Source organism: Nitrospira calida, from assembly GCF_976986435.1.
In genome coordinates this window covers 567,665-590,107 of record NZ_OZ335950.1, presented here as the reverse complement: position 1 = coordinate 590,107, position 22,443 = coordinate 567,665, and the positions used below count along the sequence as shown (strand labels likewise).

21 protein-coding genes, 1 pseudogene and 1 riboswitch are annotated in these 22,443 nt (G+C 61.2%); of the genes and pseudogenes, 9 read left to right on the top strand and 13 right to left on the bottom strand.

Annotated elements, in window-relative coordinates; all coding sequences use genetic code 11:
• Nucleotides 1-334: 334 nt before the first annotated feature.
• The 7 genes from ACWHTU_RS02985 to ACWHTU_RS02955 all read right to left on the bottom strand — a co-directional run bounded on the left by ACWHTU_RS02985 (nucleotide 335) and on the right by ACWHTU_RS02955 (nucleotide 5,144).
• The gene (locus ACWHTU_RS02985; protein WP_447863300.1) at nucleotides 335-1,456 is read right to left on the bottom strand and encodes a DUF2914 domain-containing protein; all 1,122 of its coding nucleotides are present in this window, start codon (nucleotides 1,454-1,456) and stop codon (nucleotides 335-337) included.
• Between the two features lie 100 nt (nucleotides 1,457-1,556).
• Nucleotides 1,557-2,618: a hypothetical protein gene (locus tag ACWHTU_RS02980; RefSeq protein ID WP_447861525.1), complete on the bottom strand. Its 1,062-nt coding sequence runs from the start codon at nucleotides 2,616-2,618 to the stop codon at nucleotides 1,557-1,559.
• A gap of 37 nt (nucleotides 2,619-2,655) precedes the next feature.
• Nucleotides 2,656-3,294 (bottom strand): hypothetical protein, encoded by a 639-nt coding sequence (locus ACWHTU_RS02975; protein WP_447861524.1) that lies wholly within the window; start codon nucleotides 3,292-3,294, stop codon nucleotides 2,656-2,658.
• Nucleotides 3,295-3,391: 97 nt separating this feature from the next.
• Complete coding sequence (locus tag ACWHTU_RS02970; protein ID WP_447861523.1) at nucleotides 3,392-4,042, bottom strand: hypothetical protein; 651 nt, start codon at nucleotides 4,040-4,042, stop codon at nucleotides 3,392-3,394.
• Entirely contained in the window at nucleotides 4,039-4,470 is a 432-nt protein-coding gene (locus ACWHTU_RS02965; protein ID WP_447861522.1) for a hypothetical protein, read from the bottom strand. Before ACWHTU_RS02965 ends, ACWHTU_RS02970 begins: the two co-directional genes overlap by 4 nt.
• A 33-nt stretch (nucleotides 4,471-4,503) precedes the next feature.
• Nucleotides 4,504-4,848, bottom strand: a complete 345-nt coding sequence (locus tag ACWHTU_RS02960) for a hypothetical protein (RefSeq protein WP_447861520.1) — start codon at nucleotides 4,846-4,848, stop codon at nucleotides 4,504-4,506.
• Nucleotides 4,845-5,144, bottom strand: coding sequence for a hypothetical protein (locus ACWHTU_RS02955; protein ID WP_447861518.1), 300 nt, complete (start codon nucleotides 5,142-5,144; stop codon nucleotides 4,845-4,847). The genes ACWHTU_RS02960 and ACWHTU_RS02955 overlap by 4 nt, the downstream gene beginning before the upstream one ends.
• A 178-nt stretch (nucleotides 5,145-5,322) precedes the next feature.
• Here ACWHTU_RS02955 and ACWHTU_RS02950 point away from each other — a divergent pair, with 178 nt between their 5' ends.
• The 8 genes from ACWHTU_RS02950 to ACWHTU_RS02915 all read left to right on the top strand — a co-directional run bounded on the left by ACWHTU_RS02950 (nucleotide 5,323) and on the right by ACWHTU_RS02915 (nucleotide 12,020).
• Nucleotides 5,323-6,213: a polyprenyl synthetase family protein gene (locus tag ACWHTU_RS02950; protein WP_447861517.1), complete on the top strand. Its 891-nt coding sequence runs from the start codon at nucleotides 5,323-5,325 to the stop codon at nucleotides 6,211-6,213.
• Between the two features lie 103 nt (nucleotides 6,214-6,316).
• Nucleotides 6,317-7,300, top strand: a complete 984-nt coding sequence (gene hpnA, locus ACWHTU_RS02945) for a hopanoid-associated sugar epimerase (RefSeq protein ID WP_447861515.1) — start codon at nucleotides 6,317-6,319, stop codon at nucleotides 7,298-7,300.
• A gap of 86 nt (nucleotides 7,301-7,386) precedes the next feature.
• Nucleotides 7,387-8,226, top strand: a complete 840-nt coding sequence (locus ACWHTU_RS02940) for a carotenoid biosynthesis protein (protein ID WP_447861514.1) — start codon at nucleotides 7,387-7,389, stop codon at nucleotides 8,224-8,226.
• A gap of 42 nt (nucleotides 8,227-8,268) precedes the next feature.
• Nucleotides 8,269-8,889, top strand: a complete 621-nt coding sequence (locus ACWHTU_RS02935; RefSeq protein ID WP_447861513.1) for a c-type cytochrome — start codon at nucleotides 8,269-8,271, stop codon at nucleotides 8,887-8,889.
• A gap of 23 nt (nucleotides 8,890-8,912) precedes the next feature.
• Nucleotides 8,913-9,224 (top strand): DUF5666 domain-containing protein, encoded by a 312-nt coding sequence (locus ACWHTU_RS02930; RefSeq protein WP_447861511.1) that lies wholly within the window; start codon nucleotides 8,913-8,915, stop codon nucleotides 9,222-9,224.
• Between the two features lie 19 nt (nucleotides 9,225-9,243).
• Nucleotides 9,244-9,645: a phage holin family protein gene (locus ACWHTU_RS02925; RefSeq protein WP_447861510.1), complete on the top strand. Its 402-nt coding sequence runs from the start codon at nucleotides 9,244-9,246 to the stop codon at nucleotides 9,643-9,645.
• Between the two features lie 49 nt (nucleotides 9,646-9,694).
• On the top strand, nucleotides 9,695-11,518 hold the full coding sequence (locus ACWHTU_RS02920; RefSeq protein WP_447861508.1) for an ATP-binding protein: 1,824 nt from the start codon (nucleotides 9,695-9,697) through the stop codon (nucleotides 11,516-11,518).
• Nucleotides 11,519-11,651: 133 nt separating this feature from the next.
• Nucleotides 11,652-12,020 carry a hypothetical protein gene (locus ACWHTU_RS02915; RefSeq protein WP_447861506.1) on the top strand — a complete coding sequence of 123 codons (369 nt, stop codon included), beginning with the start codon at nucleotides 11,652-11,654 and terminating at the stop codon, nucleotides 12,018-12,020.
• Between the two features lie 59 nt (nucleotides 12,021-12,079).
• Here ACWHTU_RS02915 and ACWHTU_RS02910 read toward each other — a convergent pair.
• The 4 genes and pseudogenes from ACWHTU_RS02910 to nikR form a co-directional block, all read right to left on the bottom strand.
• Nucleotides 12,080-12,531 (bottom strand): annotated as a pseudogene (locus ACWHTU_RS02910) (DNA-3-methyladenine glycosylase).
• 86 nt (nucleotides 12,532-12,617) lie between these two features.
• Nucleotides 12,618-14,678, bottom strand: a complete 2,061-nt coding sequence (locus ACWHTU_RS02905) for a TonB-dependent receptor (RefSeq protein ID WP_447861504.1) — start codon at nucleotides 14,676-14,678, stop codon at nucleotides 12,618-12,620.
• 127 nt (nucleotides 14,679-14,805) lie between these two features.
• The gene (locus tag ACWHTU_RS02900) at nucleotides 14,806-15,231 is read right to left on the bottom strand and encodes a DUF3842 family protein (protein WP_447861502.1); all 426 of its coding nucleotides are present in this window, start codon (nucleotides 15,229-15,231) and stop codon (nucleotides 14,806-14,808) included.
• Between the two features lie 3 nt (nucleotides 15,232-15,234).
• On the bottom strand, nucleotides 15,235-15,651 hold the full coding sequence (nikR, locus tag ACWHTU_RS02895; protein ID WP_447861501.1) for a nickel-responsive transcriptional regulator NikR: 417 nt from the start codon (nucleotides 15,649-15,651) through the stop codon (nucleotides 15,235-15,237).
• A 493-nt stretch (nucleotides 15,652-16,144) separates the two neighbouring features.
• A riboswitch (SAM riboswitch) is annotated at nucleotides 16,145-16,249 on the top strand.
• A gap of 944 nt (nucleotides 16,250-17,193) precedes the next feature.
• Here nikR and ACWHTU_RS02890 point away from each other — a divergent pair.
• A complete protein-coding gene (locus ACWHTU_RS02890) occupies nucleotides 17,194-17,559 on the top strand; it encodes a hypothetical protein (protein ID WP_447861500.1) in 366 nt (121 codons plus the stop codon).
• A 764-nt stretch (nucleotides 17,560-18,323) separates the two neighbouring features.
• On the opposite strand, the gene ACWHTU_RS02885 is transcribed toward ACWHTU_RS02890, so the two are convergent.
• Nucleotides 18,324-19,760: a Do family serine endopeptidase gene (locus ACWHTU_RS02885; RefSeq protein WP_447861499.1), complete on the bottom strand. Its 1,437-nt coding sequence runs from the start codon at nucleotides 19,758-19,760 to the stop codon at nucleotides 18,324-18,326.
• 11 nt (nucleotides 19,761-19,771) lie between these two features.
• Nucleotides 19,772-22,429, bottom strand: a complete 2,658-nt coding sequence (locus ACWHTU_RS02880) for a heavy metal translocating P-type ATPase (protein ID WP_447861498.1) — start codon at nucleotides 22,427-22,429, stop codon at nucleotides 19,772-19,774.
• Nucleotides 22,430-22,443 lie beyond the last annotated feature (14 nt).

Genomic DNA, 22,443 nt, shown 5'->3' with positions numbered 1-22,443 from the left:
GAACGCCGTCATGAAAGCTGAAAAGAAGGGTGTCGGAACGGAACGGTCCGAAGGTGTTCATAACCTGAGGAAGGACTGTCGACAGGAGGGTAACGGTAACAATTCGGGTCTCACTGTACAATGCTACGTAAGCGTCAGCCTTCCCTCCAAAGGGTTACGTATTTGCCGGTCACCACAATGAAAGGATTTTCCCGCCAAAAGAGAAGCAGCGAGTACCTCTTAATAATGAAGAGAGTTCGGCGCCGTTCGTCGCAAGCCGCAGGCGTGGTCCAAGAATCCGTTGTCTTCTCAATGCGACAAGTTGAAAAGAGAAGCGTTCCGCTCGGGTGAACAATCAATACGTGATGGTTTTCAACTCCAGCGCTTCTCCCGTCGTCGGCTCCACCCGGAAATTGACCCGCCCGATGATCCGGCCGTCCGCAGCTTCCACATCGACCCGCCATTCACCCGGCGTCAGACGTTGCTTGACGGTGTAGGCACGGTATCCCGCCTCTCGGCCGCCGGAGATGCTGATCGGGATACGATCCGCGGTCACGAACGATCGTTTGCCTCTGGCGCCAGTCGGTCGATATTGCCAGTGATGATAGATAGTCGTCTTGAGATCGACCGGCGCAAAGACGGCGGTAAAGCAGTACGCCGGCTCTTCTCCGCGGAACGGATCGTCCGAGCGTTTCCAGATCTGAAACCACCGGCCCCGCTCAAACGACAGCTCGTACGCATCCGCGACCTTCGTCACGTTGTGGTAGATTCCGCCAAATTTCATGGAGAGCGGGACCGGCGGAATCCAGTTCAGAAAATAGAACCCCACCAAGACGACGATCAGCACGATGGGCGGCAGACTGGTGAGGACGACGTCGCGTCTCGTGTCACGCGGCCTGCCGCGATAGACCAGCGCCACGAGACGCAGCGTCACGAGCCCGGAGAGCACGGCGCCGAGCAGGAAGACGAACGTGTTCATCATCCGGGTGACGACGGGTAAAAAAAACGTGAAGAATCCGAAGCAGACGAGCGCGTATAAGCTGACCAGCAGCCGCAGGTTTGTGAGTCGGTCGCGCAAGAATTCGTTGGCGACCAGCAAGGCGACCAACAGGCCGAAAAACACTGCGGTGCCCGTCAGTGAGGCGCTCCGCGAATAGAAGATCGTGTAGGCGCTGAACAATCCGCCGAAGAAAAACTGAATCGCCATCGGGTAATAGGGCCTGGCGCGGAGGAGCGCGCCGGGAAGGTGCCAGTTAGGGACGCTGTCTGCCTCCTCCAGATCCCTGGTCATCCCGATGCGCCCGACCAACACGATCAGAACGCCAAGCAGCGCGAGATACAGCAGCAGGATCAAATTGTCGAGCAGCCGGTCGATGCGGGTCAGCGTCACGATGTCGTAGGTCACACCGGCGAAAAAAAACACGACCGGCAGAAACGGCTTCGCGAGCGTGGCGCGGATCTTGGCGGCGGGAAGCATCAAGGGCGTTTCTCGCGGAAGTCGTTGGACACTGAATCTCTGTAAGAATAGCAGAACCGCGCAAGAGGGCGGGCGACCGAAGGGAGAGACGACCTCGTTTTCAGGCAAAAGGTGGGAGCGGCGCGTATGTAACGGGCATCCCCAGCAGCCGTTCCAGCCAGCCGGGCATGAGGTCTTCCCGCAACGGCGCCCGGTTCAGACGGACTTCCATCTGAAAGCCCTCATCAGTCCCAATGAGACCGACGACGGCCGACGCATCCTCTCCCTCAGGAAGCAATTTCTGGGTGTGGAACTCGCACAGGGTGGCGTAAAGACGGCCGTACGGCCGAATCGCATCGAGCATTTCCGGCACCTCGTCCAAGGGACAATGGGCGGAGCAGCGGTAGGCCAATCGTGCGTCGGGTAGGATCGCGTGAAATGCTCCCAAGGCTTCCTCAGAAAAACCGGTCAAATAGGCGCGGATATCGGCCGGCTTGCCGCCGTATGTCGCGGCCAACCTGCTGGCGGGCACCAGAAACTCATACGGATCGGCGGTGTTGTATTCGAACTGGCAGGGCCCGAAGGCGTCGGGCCAGGAACAAAAGAACGGCACAGTCTGATCCGCAACCTGCAACACGACGTCGCCCTTTTCGACCGTCGTGCGAATCGGCAGGTCCAGGAGGGTCACGGCTTCCAGGAAAGCCGCGCGGCGTTCCTCGATCCACCGCTCGCGCCGGTCGTCAGATCGGGTCTCGCCCGGTGTGACCACTTCGACCGTGTTCAGACGAACCCGGATGAACGCATGCAGGTGACGGAATCCCAGCCAGAACATGCTTCGTTGATGGTGTAATTCAAGCGGTTCTCGGATCCTCCAGGGATGGCTGATCGAACAGTACGTGCCGACCGCCTGGAATCGCTGATAGACGGAGTGGTATCGGCCGGCCAGGAGGAAAAAATCGCCCTGCCAGCCCTCGCGCACATGAACGAGCGTCACGTCTTCGGTCGACCACGGGTCCAGCCGGTCGAAGTCTTCGAGCGAATCGACCGTCCATTCCTCGATGTAGCAGATGACGTCCTTGGCTGGCGCCGCCGGTTTCAGCCCCAGCGCCGCCAGCCGTTCTCCGATTTCCAGCACCTCGCTGAACGTCAGCTTCGAACGGGTTTCCCAGCGCCGTTCCCGCACCGACTCCACCCCCTTGTCGTCCCAACTCGCGACCCCGTCATTTCAATCGCCAGGCCCGATTCTCGATTTTCGTATCCGCCATGAGCCGATCCAAGCTTTCTTTCAGTGTCTCGTTCAGGAGACGTTGGACATCCCCCAGATCGAACCAGAAGACGGTTTCTGACCGGGAACCGTCCAGGTTCATCGTGGTCGTGCTGCCATCGACCGCGTTGCGCGCGCGGATGACAAACCTCGTTCCCGCGGTGATGGCCGTGGAGAAAAAGCGACTCTTGGCGTTGGCGGAGAACTCCATGACTTGTCCGGTGAGGAGAATGTCCGGTTCACCTTCAGCGGTCGTCACACCCGGCGTCCTGACGCCGACCTTCCAGCCTCGCAGTCTCAGGTAGTCGGCCAGCGCCTGCGCCGCGACTTCTCCCGGCCTGCCGCCCGGGACATTGAAGTAAGTCACCCCGCCCCAGAGATGCGTCCGAAGCCCCAGCTTGCTCTTGTCCGCCCGCTTGTCTTCGAACGTCTCCACGACAATCTTCAGCGGCTCCGTATCGACCGGCTGCACGTCCGTCGGTTTGAACCGCACGTCCAAATGCACCACCTCGCCCGTGCCGGCACAACCGGCCAGCCAGAGGAAGCCGCCCATGACCACGAGTCTGAGTCCCCCTCGCATCGCGTCGCCTTTCACGTGCACCTCCTTGTCCTTAAGGGTTGATGCTCGCTGATAGGGGCTCAGTCTACCCAACTCGCCGCAACGATGACAATTCCACCTGAAGCGACAGAAATCAGGATGACACGATCGGGAGGATCGCTTGAAAGGTCTCTCGACTGATCCGGGGGAGCATCCCTTGCACAACGGCGGGGTCGGCGGGAGGAACGAAACGGAGGATCTTGAAGAACGACCGCTCGGCCAGGACCGCCGCGACCTGGGCCTTCCGGTCATGAGTGATCGGAAGCGTATACCCTTCTCCGCGCTTCCATTCCCACAAAGTCGGCGCCAGCGAAAGGTGGAGCTCACGCCCCGCGACGTGATGAAACCGATCGAGGAGGTTCCGCTTATACTGTCCCACCGCTCTGCCCTCCAGGATCAAGGCAAAGGCGAAGTGGTGCCCCCACCAAAACAGCGAACGGAAGGTGAAGGCTTCGCCGCCGACGAAATGCTTGGGGTAGTCCAGGTACTGATACGGAAAGTCTTCCAGATGTTCGCCTTTGACGAACTGGTACTTGTGCGGATCAAACCCTGGCGGCACTAGCAGTGAGGCCTTGGTCATTTCCTCCCGCAACTCCTCGTGCACAGTTTCCAGCAGCCTCCGCACCTTGCGCGCGATCTCAGCCTTGGCGTGAAAAAAATGCACGTCGGCGATCAACGCGACTTCCTCGATCGTGAATTGCAGGGACGCGGCTGCTCCTTGCTCGACGCGTTTCCCGTCGCTCATTGCTGCCGGGTTTCAAAGGCGGAGACGCTGAGATTGTACAGTCGGCGACAGGCCGCGCACCGCAGACCGACCGAATCCTGGAGGACGTCCATTTCGTGGACCATCAGCGCCGTCGGATGCACGGCAACACAGGCGCCCACACAGGCGACCGGGAGACATTCCTCCCGAGCTCGCGGGAGGTCGGCCGCCTGACTCGCCGCCGGCGTGCGCACGGTCACGACACTGATCGTCAATCGGTGGACCATGTTGCACGAGTCGCAGGTCAGAACGAGGTGTTCCTGCTCTTCAAGACGTGTGAGCGACAGGCAGCGCGGGTGTATGGCGAAACACTGCTGTAAAAAGGCGCCGCTTTTGAAGATGGGAGCCATCGGGAGACTCGTCCCGGAGACGAAGAACGACCAGGTGATCGGCGGCCGGGCGGTTCCCATGCGAAACACCCCGATCGCGCGGGCTGTGATGATTCAACCGGCGGCAAACCGGGCCAATCCCAACAAGAGCAGAACCCCGGCCGTATAGGGTAGGACACACGAGTAAAGCACGGCGCTCAGGGCGTGCTCCGGCGCGGCCGACCGCGACCGCAGTTCTTGATAGACGAACTCGTAGGACAGCACGATAACCGTAACGGTCAGCACCAGGACCCGGCTGGTCTGCGGCCAGGTGTACTGACCGCTCAGCAGGAAATTCGCGGTAAAAAACCCGCTGGACAGCAGGACCACAGGAGCGAGAACGAACCGGACCGTTGCGGCGAACAAGGTCTGCCTCCCCGAGCGGGACAGCGCGCGTCTCCAATCCGAGGAAAACATCATGATCCAACTATCACCTGCGCCTTGGTCTCGACCGCGCGGGAAGAGGCTTCGGCCGTCTCATCCTTTTGCGTCGCCCGGCAAAGCTTGCAGACTCGCGGCCGCAACTTGAAAAACTTCACTTTGCCGCTGGCCAGGCAACTATAGTGGACGAACTCGTCGCAGACCGTGCACCTCGACCACCCGCCGCGGAACAGCGTCTTGTCTCGGTAGAGGTCTTGATGGCAGACTTTGCAGGAACGGGGCTGAATCCCCAGCAGGAGAGGTTCCCATTCTCCGCCTGCTTTGCGGATGCTCATGGCGGCGCAGTATACCGAAGGCATCCGCGAAATGACAAGCCGCCTCTTGGCCGTTTGACAGCCTCACAGCCATTTGTTACTCTCTGCGCGGCCCGAACGTCCGCGAAGGCGACAGATACGCCGTCCGCCGGCGAGCTGGTCTCACCGGCACCCGCTCGCACGGCAGGCTCCACGGCACATGGACATCCGGCACTACCTCGAGCAGAAGCGCGAGGAAATCGATCGGTTCCTCGATTCCGTCATCCCCAGTGCGCAGACCGACCCCAAGACGCTCCACGAAAGCATGCGGTACAGTGTCTTTGCGGGAGGGAAACGCATCCGCCCGATTCTCGCGATCGCGGCCGCCGAAGCCGTCGGCAATCCGCCCAACGCCGTTCTTCGAATCGCCGCCTCCCTGGAATTGATCCATACCTATTCCCTGATTCATGATGATCTGCCCGCCATGGACAACGACGATTATCGGCGCGGGAAACCGACCAACCACAAGGTCTACGGCGAGGCCATGGCGATCCTTGCCGGCGACGCGCTGTTGACGCTGGCGTTCGCGCTCTGTAGCCGTCCGGACCCCGATGACGGGCTCGAGCCGGCACAGCAGGTCCAGTTGATCCACGAATTGGCGCTCGGCGCGGGCAACTTCGGCATGGTCGGCGGCCAGGTACTGGACATCCAGGCGGAAAACAGGGACATCGACCTGGCCATGCTGCGTTCCATCCACAAGCACAAGACCGGCATGCTTATCCGCGCGGCCGTGCGCATGGGGGCCATCGCCGCGGCCGCGACATCGGCGCAACTGGACGACTTGACCGCTTACGCCGACGATGTCGGATTGGCATTCCAAATCGCCGACGACGTGCTGAATGTGACGGGCACCCGGGAGGAACTCGGGAAGAACCCCAACACCGACGCCCAACGCGGCAAGAAGACATATCCCGCCTTTTACGGCGTCGAAGGCGCCCTCGCGTTAGCTAACGAATGCGTGGACCGCGCGACCAAACGCCTGGCCTCTTTTGGTCCATCCGCCGAGCCGCTCAGGGAGATCGCGCGGTATATCACAGCGCGCAAGAACTGACCGTCGTTCGTGAAACGTATCTCGTGAAGCGCATCATCGCTCATCTCGACAATTACTCCCGATCCAGGCGCTTCACGCTTCACGTTTCACGCTTCACGTATTTATGAAGGCTCTCGTCACCGGAGCGACCGGATTCGTCGGAGCGGCTGTGGTCCGCGCGCTGTTGGCGGCCGGTGTCGAGGTCCGGGTCCTGGCCCGACGCGGGAGCGATTTCACCAACCTCCGCCGATTCAAGCTCGAACACGTGTATGGTGACCTGCGGGACCGGGAGTCCCTCCTCCGTGCTCTGTCCGGCTGCCAACAGCTCTACCACGTCGCCGCCCATTATGCGCTCTGGGCCAAGGATCCGTCGATCTTCTATGAGGTCAACGTTGCCGGCACCCGCAACCTGCTGGAAGCGGCCCGCGAGATCGGAACTGAGCGCATCGTGTACACCAGTACCATTGGCGCCATCGGGTTGCCGATCGGAGGAGGAATGGGAACGGAGGACACACCGGTGTCGCTCGACCAGATGGCGGGCCATTACAAGCGATCCAAGTACCTGGCCGAACAAGAAGCGCTCGCGTTCGCCCGCCAAGGGCTGCCGGTGGTCATCGTCAACCCCAGCGCGCCGGTCGGCGAAGGAGACGTCAAACCGACCCCGACGGGCCAAATCATCGTGGATTTCATGAAGGGCCGCATGTGGGCCTACATCGAGACCGGCATGAACCTCATCGACGTGGACGACGTCGCCGCCGGACACCTGTTGGCGATGGAGCGCGGTCGCGTCGGTGAACGCTATATTCTCGGCAACCGAAACCTGACGCTGCGCGACGTGTTCGACATGCTCGCGAAGATCACCGGCGTCCGCGCTCCGTCGGTCAAATTGCCCCGCGGCGTCGTGCTGCCGCTGGCCTACTTGAATCTCGGGTTCTCCTACTTGAGCGGCGTGCCGCCCCGCATCCCCCTCGACGGCGTCAAGATGGCCAAGTACAAGATGTACTATGATTGCGGCAAGGCGATCCGCGAGCTGGGCCTTCCGCAGACGCCCGTTGAGGTCGCCTTGGAAAAGGCGGTGAGGTGGTTTCGCGATCATGGCTACGCCTAGCGCAAAGCGCGCTGTTTTAAACCCTGAGTTCTGAGTGTTGAGTTTTGCTCGAAGAGTTTCCACCTCAGAACTCAGCGCCCGGAACTATGGACACCCTGACCCTTCTGATCAAGACCGTCGAGCTCAGGCCGTACGTCTTCCTCTTTCTCGTCATCTTTTTTTTCTCAGCCAAGGCGCTGATCGGCGTGAAGCGGACGGGGTTGTTTTTCGGCGTCACCTGGGCCACCGCGTTCGCCTGCGAATTCAGTTCGACGCGGATCGGCGTTCCGTTCGGCCGATACTCCTACACAGGCGCGACAGTCGGCCAGGAGCTGTATCTCGCGGACATTCCCTTTATGGATTCGCTGTCCTTCACCTTCCTTCTCTACGCCAGTTATTGCCTTGCGCTGCTCTTTCTGCTGCCGACGCACCAGGGGAACCGGACCGGAAAGACCGCCGCGACCAAGCGGATCTTGCCCCCCCTCGTGTTCGACCCGATCGTTCGATCGAGTTGGCCCACGCGCCTGCTCACCGCCCTGTTCTTCGCCTTCATCGACGTCGTGATCGATCCGGTGGCGTTGAGAGGGGACCGCTGGTTTCTGGGCAAGATCTATGACTACCCCGACGCCGGCATTCACTTCGGCGTGCCGATCGCCAACTACATCGGTTGGATGATCGTCGGACTTATCGCGCTGTCATTGTTCGTTTCGTGCGAGCGCGGGCTTCCCCCGCCGCCCGTTCGTCGGGACGAATCGGTGACGCTTAAGCTGTTAGGAGGCTGCGGGCTTTATTATGGAGTACTAGCCTTCAACTTGTCGGTGACCTTCTGGATCGGCGAACCGTTGCTGGGCGTGACGGGCGTCTTGATCCATGTTCCGACCACCGTCTTGTTGCTCCTGCGTCTGTTCGGGCGAGCCCCCGCTACGCTGTCTCATGAGTGGCGGTAGCACCTCAGAGCTTGTATACTGCGGAAGAAGCGCGGAGGTGCGATGAAGACGCGATCTAAACTGCTCGTGATCCTGTTCCTCTTCGTCGCCACGCTGGCGGGTGTGCTGGGCTGGGTTGGATACCGGTCGTTCAAGACCGGCTTCAGCGCGAAGGCCGAGCCCCATGCGCTGGAAGTCTTGTTGGCCCGCCAGATTCGGCGCCTGGCCATCCCCATCGAGCAACGCCACGCACCCAATCCGGTGCCGCCCAGCCCGGAGGCACTAGCCGAGGCGCGCGCGCATTTCGCGGATCATTGCGCCACCTGTCACGCGAATGACGGCAGCGGGAAGACCCCGATCGGACAGAACGTGTACCCCAAGGCCCCAGACCTGCGTTTGAAGGAGACGCAATCCTTGTCCGACGGCGAGTTGTTTTTCATCATCCACAACGGGATTCGGTTTACCGCCATGCCGGCATGGGGTTCGGGCGATCCTGATAAGGACCTCGACAGTTGGAAGCTGGTTCATTTCATCCGGCACCTGCCGGACCTCACACCCGAGGAATTGCAAGAGATGAAGGCGTTGAACCCAAAGACGAAAAAAGAACTGGAGCAAGAGGCGGCCTTCGACCGTTTTCTGGAAGGCGAGGACGCGCCCGCGCCGGCCTCCTCGCATCGCCATTGACGTGCTCTGGAAGGAGGTGCCCGTTGGCGAAGTTGATCATCGGCCTGCTGGTGTCGTACCTGGCTGTCGCAGGGGTCAAGGCCTGGGCCCATGGGGGCGGCGAGCATGTGCTCGGAACGGTAACCGCGATCGACGGCGGCCGCATCGAGGTTAAGACTCCCAAAGGCAGCACAGTGTCGGTGCGCCTGACCGACAAGACTCAATATCGGACCAAGGGTCAGGCTGGCGCCCAGGAAAGGCCTCAAGTGGGCGACCGGGTCGTGATCGAAACCATCGGGGACGGCCAGGCACTGACGGCGACGGAAGTGCGGTTCGCCAGGCAGAAGGGTAAATAAGCCACTTAACCGAGGCGGAATGAGGGCGTTGCTGATCCGTTTCCTCGTCACCGGTGTCGCGGTGTTTTTGGCCATCACGATCGTACCGGGCATCGACGCGCAGAGTCTTTCCGCCGGTCTCGCCGCGATCCTCCTGCTGTCGCTGCTGAACGCGGCGGTCAGACCCGTCCTTTATCTGTTTTCGCTTCCGCTTATTATCCTCTCGCTCGGCCTCTTCATGGTGATCATCAACGCACTCCTCCTGCAATTGGTGGGATGGCTGGTGAAAGGGTTCGTCGTGGAGGGATTCTGGGCGTCGGTGTGGGGCGCCCTGCTGATCAGTATCGTCAGCTTTATTCTGAACCTCTGGATCAACGAGCAGGGGAGCGTCGAGTTGGTGATTCATCGGTCCCGACCGCCGCGCATCGTGAACCCGGACTAGCAATGGACGGTCCCCGCTGCTACAATGCGGCTCCCATCTCGAGAGACCTGTGGTGGTGACGCCGTCGGCCGAACAGACCAAAGTCTCGCAAGAGACCCATCTCCAGCGAACCTTGACGTCGGTCCTTAACGACTTGCCGGTGGACGCAGCGTTGGCCGCGATTTTTCACCGCGAGAAAGGCCCGCTCGTGGCCCAAGTCTATCGAGGATTCACGCCGCGGGACGTTCAAGCCATCATCAGGACCCTCTCCGTGCCGGAGACCTCGTTCCCACAGCCCTCGTCTCCTGAAGAACCGGACGGCTCCCGAACCATTCGCCTCCGGTTGATCACCCCCGGCGCCAAGTCCTTGCTGGCTGCACCGCTGCGTTACCGCCAGCGGACGTACGGCTATTTGGTCATCGGACGGAAAGAGAGCGTGTCTTTCGCCAAAAAAGAAAAATCGCTCATCGAGACCGCCAGCGAGGAGATCACCAAAGCGCTGGAGCGCGAAGTCCTCTTCGACAACTCCGTGGTCCTGAGCCGACCGCTCGTCGCTCAGGAACCGCTGACCGCCCCGGCAGGAGCCGACCTGCTGGCAGCCTCGCCCTCGCGCGCCACGCCGGAGATGCAGGAACAAGTGGGCGCGGTGCTGGGAGAGATAGCGCCGCTGCTGCCATACGATCGCGCCTGGGTCTGTTGCTATGATCCGCTGGTGGGCAGCGTGGAAGTCATCGCCATCGCCGGAGATCAGAAAGGGGAACATAAGAAGGATCTCCGGCCCGGCCAGCGGCTCGCGCTCGACGCGTCGGCGGCCGGGTGGGCTGTGCGCCACCGCAAACCGCGCGTGGATCACGACCTAGCCTCCACGCAGGGTCGTTTTGTCGACCACAAGCACCTCTATAAGGACCGGTTTCGCTCCTCGTTGGTCGTGCCCTTCTTCGTCCGCGGGCAGGTCGGGGGCACCCTGACGCTCGCTTCCAAAGAATCGGCCGTCTATTCCGTCGCTGATGCTTGCGTGCTCGAACCCGCCATGCTGAAGTTGATCGAGATCTTTCAACACCCGCCGGCCAGCCAACTGGCCAAACCGCAGGAAGCGGCTTCGGGGGATGGTCAGATCGCCGCCCCAGCCGCACCGGCTCCTTCCGAACCCATGATCCGGAAACAAGAGCGGCAAGCGGCGATCGGCGAGTTCAGCGCCTTCCTGGCGACGGAAATACGAGAACCTTTGGCCTCTATCCGAGCCCAACTTGAAGAAGTGACAAGCGAGGGTGTTCTGGATTTCGATCCGCAGACGCGGGTGGAGAACGCCATGCGCGATCTTATCCGGATCGAAGCCATTCTGAACGAGATCCTGGATTTCGCCAAGCCGTTGGAGTTAAACCGGCGGCTCTGCCGCGTGCCGGAAATCATCGAAAACGCGCTGACCGTGGTAGCCACGGAACTGGAAGTCACCCGCATTCACGTCACCAAGGACTATGCGTCCCACGTTAGCCCGGTCCGGTGCGATGAAGCCAAAATGCAGCAGGTATTTCTGAGCATCTTCAAGAACGCCCTCGAAGCCATGACGCCCGGCGGCCACTTGGAGATCCAGGTGGCGAATCAGCGGGCCGGTCGCCATCAGGAGGTTCAGATCCTGATCAAGAACGACGGCGCTCCGATCCCGACGGAACACGTTGGCAAGGTCTTCGAACCCTTTTTCACCACCAAACGGTCGGGAACTGGACTCGGGTTGGCGACGGTCAAGAAAATCGTCGAGGAACATCAGGGACACATTTCTATCGCCAGCGGGCCCGGGCAGGGCACCACCGTCATTATCCGGCTCCCGGCCGCCGGAAGAACCGGTGCTTATCGCCACCGAGGCCGGGGCCGGCGGCCCTCCCGGCGAGCTCATTAAACCAACACGTCCGCGAAGCCGCCGTGGCCTCCTCTTGACACGATCAGGGTGAGACGCTATGATGCCCGCCGCTTGATCGGTTCTTATGCGCTACATGTCGTTCAGCCACCTTCTTCAAAAAAGGAGTAGGGGTATGAAGCTCTTAATCGGCACTGTTGCTGCGCTGTCGGGTGTCCTGTTCGTGCTGTCGTTGGCTTCTGCCAATCCGGCGCTGCTGCCCAAGCATCCCGGATATCCGGCAAAGGAGGCTGTGAGCCCGGTGACTGGCCAACCGTTGGCCAATGACCCGGGCCAGACCAACGCAACGGGTGAGAAGGCGGTCCTCGAATCGGCGGCGTTCGACGATAAGCACGTGAAACAAAACCTGCAGGATCCAAACAACCAGCGGATCACGAAGAAGGAAGGCGCCGGTCGACTCCCGGCGGTCCAGGGTCCGCAGATTAAGATTGAGCCCCCAGTGCAGTCGGCTACCAAGATCGGGGCCGATCGCCAAATTCCGTAACCATCGTTTCCAATTTGCAAGCGGGGCCCTGTCGACCGACAGGGCCCCGCTTTTTTTCGCTACCCGTTCGCTGCGAGCCGACTTCGGTCCCGCGTAGGCCACACCGATTCTCGGATAGGCCGCGATTCGGTCTCTCGACCATCGATCTCCTCGATCCAGAGCATCCGGCCTTGCGTGAGATCGAGCCGGTTGAAACGGCGGTCGATCCGCAGCGCGCGGCACACATGCCCAGGGCCGTCCACCAGACCGGTGTGCAATTCGATTGCCCGGATCAACACCGCAGCCGGATAGCCTTCCCGTTCGGTCACCACGTTCAGGCAGTGATGCAGACCGTAAATCAAGACATAGGCGACGCCCGATCCTCCGGCCCAACGTAGGCCTCCACCTCGACGATCTTCCCGGCAATCTTTCCCTCCTCGTTCTCTCGCACCAGATATTTGCCCAGGAGCGACCGGGCCACCTGCAACGTCGGGCGGTCGAAATAGGCGCAAGGAAGTATCGTGCGTACCATCTCCTTCACAAGGGCTCGAGCGGCGGCGACGCGCGTGAACAGTGTGATTGGTGACGGCTCGCGATGCTTCCCTTTCGCGCGTCGAACTAAAAATACCACGCCAGCCCACCCATCACGAAGCGAGGATTCCCCGGAACGAAATGGATGTCATGGACCGGCGCCGCTTCGTTCGGGAGCCGGGATTCGAACGCAAAAACCGCTTGTTCCCATTTCGTATTGAACAGATTCTGGACAAACAGAAACGCTTCCATCCGGCCGTACGGCAACTTGATGGGGAGTCGGTACCGTTCGCTCACGTCGAATACGAGCCACGACGGCGCCTTGACGCTGCGGTCTTCGATCAGCGGTCGGATGCCAAGATAGGTCGCCTGTACTTGCGACGTCAGGCCTTCTGGCCAGTGAAGCAGCACCGAGCCGTAGGCCGTGTATTCGGGAGCGAGAGGAATCGCATCGCCGTTCCGAAATTCGGCCTGAGTCCAAGTCACGCTGCCGTTGAAATACAGCGGACCCCACACTTGCCCGCGGGCCGCGGCCTCGATGCCATGGCGCCGCGTCGCGCCCCGGATTTCGGTCGTCCCCTCGTCGCCCACAAAGACCAACTCCTGCTTCAGATCCAGAGCCCAGGCCGTGGCGATCAGTTCTATCCCCTCAGGTCCCCAGGGCCTTGAGCGCAGCCCGACCTCATAGGTCTTGGCCCGCGCGAGCGGGGATGAAGCGGGAGCCACGGCCGACCGCGCGTCATTACTGTGAAAACCTTCTCCGTAGTTGACAAACAGTTCCGTAGCGAGCCAGGGTCCCAGAACAAGGTTGGCTTTCGGCAAGACCAGACCGGAGGTCGTCCGTCCCGCCGGTCGCTCGGAGCAATCGGGACAACGATTTCGGACGTTGAACGTAAAGACTTCGCTGCGCACCCCGCCTCCCAGGCGCAGCCACGGCGTCGGTTGAATGTCCGCTTTGACAAACGGTGCATAGGAAGCTTCCTGGATAGCGCTATCGACCGTATCGCCGAGTGGCGCCCGCCTGATCTGCCGCCCGAGCCGCGCGTGAATGGTGTCCACACGGCTTTGGATGCCGATCGTGGCGGCAGCAGGGACATCGAGCAGCGTTCCCGCTTGCCGGTATCCCACATCACCGCCGTAAAGGACCCGTCGGTCGGACTGCAGGATTCCGTCTCCGTTTACCGGATTATGTAAAAAGAACGTGAAGTTGCTATAAAGGTCGAATTTGTAATACTGGACATAGGCATTCGCGAAGAAGCGCCCCCCTGCGGTCGTATCGAAATGATAATTGAGCTGGGCGGTGCCGCGGATCGTTTTTCCCCCCTCGGAAGGATCGATCGCCCCAAAGCGATCGAGCGATCCATCCTGCACCGCTCGTAGGGGAATCTCCCCGGAGCCATTCCACTGCGCTTTATGGAAGGTGCCGGTCAGACTAAGTTCGTCCCGGCCAAGCGGATTCAACGTGGCCTTTCCCAGCAGATTTCCGCGGAAATACCGATTGTCATGGAGAAACGGTCCATTGGTATAGTAGGTCTCTCCCGCGAACAGGGTTCGGACCTTCTCCTTCGTCGGGGACAACATGAGCAAATGCCTCTGGGTATCGAACTGACCGCCAGCCAGTTGCACGACACCCTCCCTGACCACGTCCTTGGTTCTGAAATTCACCGCCCCGGCGGTTGCGAAATCTCCGAATTCGGGCAGGTAGGCACCCTTATAAACCTCCAGTCCCTCAATCGTTTCCGGAATAATGAAATTCAGGTCGGTATAGCCTTGGCCGTGCGCATGGCTCCGGAGGTTGATCGGCATCCCGTCGGTGAAAAAGGCGACATCCGTTCCATGGTCCGCATCGAAGCCGCGCAAAAAATATTGATCGGCCTTTCCTGCGCCGCCGGAATGCTCGACCGTGATGAAGCCGGGAATCAAGCGCAACACCTGCGCCGGCCGTCCTTGCGGCTGCAACAGATACTCTTTGTCGGGGATGAACTGTTGGGAGGAGGCAGCGATCGGTCGGTCGGTTATCACCGCCACTTCCGGCACGGTCACGTCCGGCGCATCGGGATCGTGCGCGAAGGATGAAATGGGGGAAAAGAGGCCGAGCGTCGCAGCCGCAACAGAAATTTGTGCTCGGTAAAGAATATGCTGGATCATCAGCCCACGCGCTCCTTTCATCAAACCGTGGGCTCGATGACGCCCACGACGATCGTGAACGGCCGTTATCTCGGCCGGCTCAGACCCTCGTGGCCTGGCTGTTCAGGGTGCAAAATGGAGATTCCGTTCAGATGCTTGCGGCAGCCCTCAGCACGGTTTGCACTCGGTCAATGGCATAATGGATCAGCTTCTCGAGTGTGAAGGCGTCCGTACCGACGACCTCGACCTTGCAGCCATTGACCGGGAGCAGCAGCTTCCTGGCCGTGGCGCGAAGAATCGCCTCGGCAATACCGGGGGTGATTTCCCCCAACATCGATCCGGGCAACACGACGTTCAGCGACGCCACAATCACACTAACCGCCGGAACAGTCCGCGCGATCGCACCCTCTCCGACATCGACTCGGCAACCTCCGGCGTGTCGCATCGCCGCTGCCGCAGCGCGATTCGTCGCCAGAGCGACGAGTTCATGTTCGCGACCGATGCGAGGTAGCAATCCCAGGATCAGCCGCCGACCGAGTCCGCCGCCACGCCCGTCAATCACGCATACGCGCATGGCTCAGCTCAGTCCTTTGCCAGTCGTCGTCATGGTCAGTTTCCCGTGCTTCACGCCCTTGACGCTGACCAGCGCATCGGAGACCTTCTTGATCTCGGACCCCTTCCCTTTCACCACCAGCACTTCCAGACAGTGATCGTGATCCAGGTGCACGTGCATGCCGGAGAGGATGAGCTTTTGGTACCGGTGCTGGATGTCGGTGAGTTTCCTGGTGAGATCGCGCACGTGGTGGTCGTACACGAACGTGACCGTGCCAACGGTCTCTTTATCCTCATCCCACTCCTGCCCGACTAAGTGATCCCGAATCAGATCCCGCAACGCCTCCGACCGGTTCGTATATTTCCGCCGTTGAATCAACCTATCAAAGTCATCCAGCAAATGATGATCCAACGACACTCCGAACCGGACAAGCTTCTTCATGACAGGCACTTATAAGTGCTACGAATGATCAATTCGTGGCACGCACTTTAGCCGGTATGAAAAGGGATGTCAACGGGCTTTCTGACGGACCAGAACCAGGTTGAACGCTTTGCGTTACAGCAAAGCCTACGACAAGAAAGGCTCAAACTGTACGCTGCACAGCTAGCGATGAGTTTTGGGATCTTCCGGTTTATGTGCGGGCACACAGTAACTCTCCTCGCTTGAGGATGGCTGCTCTTTCTGAGCGGGGGCTGGGTCGGCCTGCATTGCGCGCACCGCAGTTGCCCGCTAGGTCGCGGCTCCCGCGCCGCGGCGATTCGCGACGTAGACCGACCCAGGCCCTTGGTTGGACCTACATGAGTGCTCGAAGAGCGCCTTTCTGTTGTGCAGGAAGTCTGAGGAAGGGATAGCACCATAAAGTTAAGTATGGAACGCCGCTCAAAGAGACACTTGACATTCAGTTCAGGCAAGCGGACGGCGTAGAAGAAAGCATCGTTTATCCAGAGAGGCGCAGAGGGATCTGGCCCGATGAAGCGCCCGGCAACCTGGTGAAGCCGCCAAGGTGCCAACGCCAGCCCGGTGACGGGGACGATAGGGCTCAGGCCGAGCAACCAACGGCACGAGGCCCCTCGCTCCGAGGGGGTTTTTGTTTTCCTTCCCTCGCTTCATTCGGGCACGGCTGCCGGGTCCCTCCTCTCAAAGAATAAGAATAATAAGGAGGGGACTATGGCAATGACGAAGGACTTCTCCGACAACCTTTCCGGTTTTCCTCTCACGATCGCCTACCAAACGCCGGCGGAGTTTTGGGCTCTGGGTTGATAAGCCAGATAGGATGCTTGAACTGCTCCAGCACGCGCTGGACGCGGCTCTGTGCCCCGCCTCCCTAGCGAATCAACTCCGTCGTTTCGCGGTTTGGTGCGCACGATCCGCATGTCATCTAAATACGGCTGAGCCTTGCAAGGTTGCTCTGGAAACAGCAGAGCGTTTCCTTGCGGGGAAGGCAACCCCGGAGCAACTAGACCGATGCTGGAGCGAGAGTCACATGCCACAGCTCCAGCCGGATCGGTCTGATTGGCACACCAATGTCCGAACGCCGCAGCCGCGATCGCGCGCGCCCACTCGGCTATCCCAAGCCCAGCTGCTGCTGCCCAATGGGCAGCCTATTACGCCGCGACGGCGCAAGTCTGGGATCGCGTGAAGGTGCCGGAGGAATTCCGTTATCGGTCGGTGACGTTTGATTTGCATGGGGCTTGTGAGATTCAGGAGGCAGCCGTACAAGCAAATCCCAATCTGTACTCGGCTGCAGAGCATCAGGTACGGAGTGAGATAGAGGCTGCCCAAGCTCAGGAACTGAGACGCTTGATACCAAATCCGTTCGTCGAATTGACATGGGCGAGGTTGGTCGTAGCCACGGATCCAGGGCGGCACAGCGACGGAGGCGACATCAATGAAGAGTTGGGAAAAGAGACCGTCTCCCGCCCTTGTCCTTGGTATAGGAGAGGGTAGACAGCGGAACCCGGCGATCGGATTGTGTACGGCTGCGTGGATAATGGCTTGGTCTTCATCTCGGTAACACAGGCTGAACGGCTCGCAGGAATCTACGCGGCGTTAGGGTCTGCTCGCACGTGGGGTGAATTCAGGAAGATCCTTCCCAACAGGGTCTACTCAGAGATCATAAACATCCTGATCGAGAATGGACGAGGGTTCGACGAATTCTACTCCGATTGGATTGATGAGCATCCCGAAGGCACAAGGGAAGAGGCGTTTCGCGAGTATCAGGGGCTTCCGTTCCGTGAGCGGTTGCCGGACGAACGGGACCCTTTTGACAGCGCTGACATTCCGGGGTTCTGCGATGGCGACTGGCCGGATTGGCCCCAGCAGGAAATGCTGAACCGGTACCGACAGTGATTCAGAAGACCTATGGCCAGCGCCTGGACTCCACGTTTAACGTGGCCATTCCTCACCTTTCGAACCGAGGACGAGAAGGCCATCGTCGAAACGTTCACCGAATTGGGCTATCGATGTCGGAGGGATGACCACTTCGTCAGACGAGCTTGCGATCACAACGGCTGATTGCCGGCCCAACAGATGTTCGGTCAGCCAGTCTGATGCGGCTTACGGAGCTCGGAGTGAAAATTGGCGCTGGAGTGACCATCGAAGTAGTCTTCTTGATCGTGCAACCCGACAAGGAGAGTAATTATGGACCAGTCTTTGACACTCTTGGTCGTTCTCAGAACTATCGCAGTGGGAGCTTTCTTGACAGGTCTTTTAATTCGGGCTTCTCCGGAAATTGTGTGGGTCCAACCTGGGGCCGGGTCGGGCGACGTCGCGAATCGCGGAGGTGCAGGCATCGCGACTGGGCGGGCAGCGACGGTGCACGAAGCGCAAGCCGAGGACTGTTCGCCGCTGGGTTCGCGCCGGGACCCGTTGCAGCTTCGCTTGCAACGGGTGGAGGGACACCAGCAAGTTCCGCAGACCAGGAGAGGCCCGCTTCGTGCGGTCGCGCCGGAGCGTCTGAGCAGCGCAGGCCGGCCCGCCCCCTGTCAGAAACAGCAGATGCCACGAACCCCTGGTGACAACGGTGTACCCACACCGAATCCGGAAAAGCCTGGATAATGCGTTCTTGTGTGCGCGTTCTGCGAGCACAGGAGGCTGCCTGGCCACCCATGCCCTCATTCCCCTTGGATCGGCACATACAGCACCGTCCCCTGGCGGTTGACGAGGAGGAGAGTCACGTCGGTGGGCTTGATCGGCTCGGCGAGTCTTTGAAACGTGGCGAAGTTGGGGAGCGGTTGTCGGTTCAGCTCGAGGAGCACGTCACCGGGCATCAGGCCGGACGCCTCCGCCAGGCTGCCTTCTTCAACGTCGGTCACGACCACGCCCGAATTCACGGTCAACCCCATCTGCCGCGCCAACGCGGGCGTGACTTCGTCAACGAGCACCCCGGACAGCGGATGCACCATGGTTTCCGCGGGCGTCGTGGGTTGAGCACGGCGCACGCGCTCGCGCGGCGCCTCCTGAATGATCAGTTCTGTCTGTGCCAGCTTGCCGTCACGGATGACATCTAACCGATGCTTGCTCCCGATCGGCGCCGCAGCGATCAAGTTGCGCAGGTGGCCGCTATCCATCACGTCCTTGCCGTCGAAGCGCACCACCACATCGCCCCGGCGCAGGCCGGCCTTCTCCGCCGAACCTTTGGCCATCAAATCGGTGATGATGGCCCCCTTCACGTCCGGCAGCTTGAAAATCTTGCCCAGCAGTGGCGTCACATCCTGGGTGGAGGCACCGAGGAAGCCCCGGACGACGCGGCCGGTCTTGAGCAGGCTCTGCATCGCCGCCCGCGCCATGTTGCTCGGAATGGCGAACCCCACGCCTACGCTGCCGCCGGTCGGACTGGCGATGGCCGTGTTAATACCCACCAACTCGCCATGGATGTTGACCAGCGCGCCGCCCGAGTTGCCCGGATTGATCGGCGCATCGGTTTGGATGAAATCTTCGTAGTCGGCCACACCGACATCCGCCCGGCCCACCGCGCTCACGATCCCGAACGTTACCGTGCGGCTTAACCCCAATGGATTGCCGATGGCGAGCACGAAGTCTCCTACGGCCAGGGTGCCCGAATCGCCCCACGGCACTGTCGGCAAATTCGTCCCGCTGATCTTGACCACCGCCACATCGGTCTTCGGATCAGTGGCGACGACACGGCCCTTGAATTGCCGTCGATCGGCCAGGATCACTTCGACGTCCACGGCGTCCGCCACCACGTGGTTATTGGTGATGATGTACCCGTCGGGCGAGACGATCACGCCGGACCCCTGCCCGTACTGCCGACGCGACGGCGGTTCGCGAAAGAGTCCGAATGGCAGACCTTCGTCGCTGAAGGCTTGATCACGCACGACGACCGTGGAGGCAATGCTCACGACGGCCGGGATAACCTTGGCCGCCGTCGCTTTGACCTGCGCCTGCAGATCGAGGGCTCCGACGACCGGGATCAACCGCCCGGCCGCGAAGGCCTGGTGCAGCCCCGAGCCACCTCCCGCCATAAGCGCCAGCAGCGGGATACACCGCCACAGGACTCGTAGCACGGCCGCCGTGCGTTCAGAAGGCAAGGGACGGGCGCTCATAACTCGACATGTCGCAGCCTCAACGCATTGGAGATAACCGACACGGAGCTGAAGGTCATAGCCGCGCTGGCGATCATCGGGCTGAGCAACAGCCCCCAGATCGGATAGAGCACGCCGGCGGCGATGGGTACGCCGAGCGCGTTGTACAGAAACGCAAAGACCAGATTCTGCCGGATGTTGCGCATGGTCGCGCGACTGAGCCGCCGCGCGCGGACGATCCCGCGGAGATCTCCTTTCACCAGGGTGATCCCAGCGCTCTGCATCGCCACATCCGTGCCCGTGCCCATCGCAATCCCAACATCGGCCTGGGCCAGCGCCGGCGCATCGTTGACGCCGTCGCCAGCCATCGCGACGATGTGCCCCTCGGCCTGGAGCTGCTTCACGATCAGCCCCTTTTGATCCGGAAGCACCTCGGCCCTCACCTCATCGATGCCCAATTGCCTGGCCACCGCTTCTGCCGTGGACCGATGATCGCCGGTCACCATGATGAGCCTGAGACCCTCGGCATGCAGCAGCCTGATGGCTTCCCGCGTCGACGCCTTGATCGGATCGGCGACGACCAGCAAGCCGGCTGACTTGCCGTCCACAGCGACGAACACGACGGTCTGCCCCTCGCGGCGCAACCGCTCCGCATCCGCTTCGAGGTCGCGCAGGTCTTCCTGCGCGAGCCCCACCTCCTGCCGCAAAAAGGGGAGCGTGCCCAAGGTGACGACCCGGCCGTCCACAGTTCCCTTCACGCCTTTCCCGGTCACGGACCGGAACTCCTGAGCAAGTGAGAGTACCAAGCCCCTGGTTTCGGCTTCCGCGACGATGGCCGCGGCCAACGGGTGCTCGCTGCCTCGTTCGAGCCCGGCGGCCAGCCGCAGCAGATCGATCTCATGAATCCCCGGCACGGCCTTGATCGCCGTCAGTTTCGGTTTGCCCTCAGTGAGGGTACCGGTCTTGTCGAACACGAGGGTATCGACTTTTTCCAAAACCTCCAGCGCTTCCGCGTTCTTGATCAACACCCCGGCGGTCGCACCGCGTCCCGTGCCGACCATGATCGACATCGGCGTGGCTAACCCCAATGCGCAGGGGCAGGCGATGATCAGCACCGCCACGGCGTTCACCAGAGCATGGGCCAGCTTCGGCTCCGGTCCGAACAGGGCCCAGGCGAGCCCCGAGACGAGGGCGATCCCGACGACCAGCGGCACAAAATAACCGGCCACGACGTCCGCCAGCCGCTGGATCGGCGCGCGGCTGCGCTGCGCCTCGCTCACCATCCGCACAATCTGCGCCAGCAAAGTCTCCGCGCCGACCCGCTCGGCCCGCATGACGAAGGTGCCTGTACCGTTTACTGTCCCCGCTGTCACGCGATGGCCCTTGGCTTTTTCGACGGGGATTGGCTCGCCGGTGATCATCGATTCGTCCACCGCGCTGGCGCCTTCCACCACGATACCGTCCACCGGCACTTTCTCCCCGGGGCGGACGCGCAGCCGATCCCCTGGTTTCACCTGGTCCAGCGGAACATCTTCTTCCGTCCCGTCGTCCTGAAGCCGGCGCGCGGTCTTGGGCGTCAACCCCAATAGCGCCTTGATCGCACTGGTCGTCCGGCTGCGCGCCCGTAACTCCAGCACCTGACCGAGCAGAACCAACACCGTAATGACGGCTGCCGCTTCGAAATAGACGGCGACCGAGCCGTCGGATCGGCGGAACGAGGACGGCACCAGGCCAGGGAACAGCGTCACGAACGCGCTGTAGAGGTACGCGGTACCGGTGCCCATCGCAATCAACGTGAACATGTTGAGGCTGCGATTGAGAATCGAGCGCCATCCGCGCTCGAAGAAGGGCCACCCGGCCCAGAGCACCACCGGCGTCGTCAGCAAGAACTGCAGCCAACCGAGCGTGTCGTTCGACAGGATTCGCTGAATCGGCCGCCCCGGAATCATGTCGGCCATCGCCAGGACCAACACCGCCGCCGCCGGTCCCAGACTGATCCAGAACCGGCGGGTCATGTCGGTCAGCTCGGGATTCGTTTCCTCTTCAAGCGACACTGTGCGCGGCTCCAGCGCCATCCCGCACAGCGGACAGGTTCCTGGCTCGCTCTTGACGACCTCCGGATGCATCGGACAGACGTATTCGGTCTTGGTAGCAGACAGCACGACCATCGCCGGCTCCAGGGCCATGCCGCACTTGGGACAGGGGCCCGGCTTGTCCTGATGCACTTCCGGATCCATCGGGCAGGTGTAGTCGCGGGTGAGGTTACCGGCTAATGTCAACGCATGAGACTCTGGTTTCGCGCTCGGCTTGAGGTATTTGGCTGGGTCGGCCTGAAACTTGGTCAGGCAACCCTGGCAGCAGAAATAATAGGTCTTACCCTCGTACGCATACGAGGCGGCGGCCGTTGCAGGCTGCACGGCCATCCCGCAGACCGGATCGACTTCCCTGGACGCGCCTTGAACCGGCACGGTGGCAACCATCACCGGCAGCGTCTTCTTCACAGACGGCGCCTCAACCACCGTCAGCGGGACGGATTTCACGTATTGCGCCGGATCGGCGCGGAAGGTCTCCAGACACCGCCGGCTGCAGAAATAATACGTCTTGCCCCGGTATTCGTGGCTCCCCGCCGCCGCTTCGGGCTCCACCGTCATGCCGCAGATCGGATCAACGGCCATCGGTTCATCCTCTT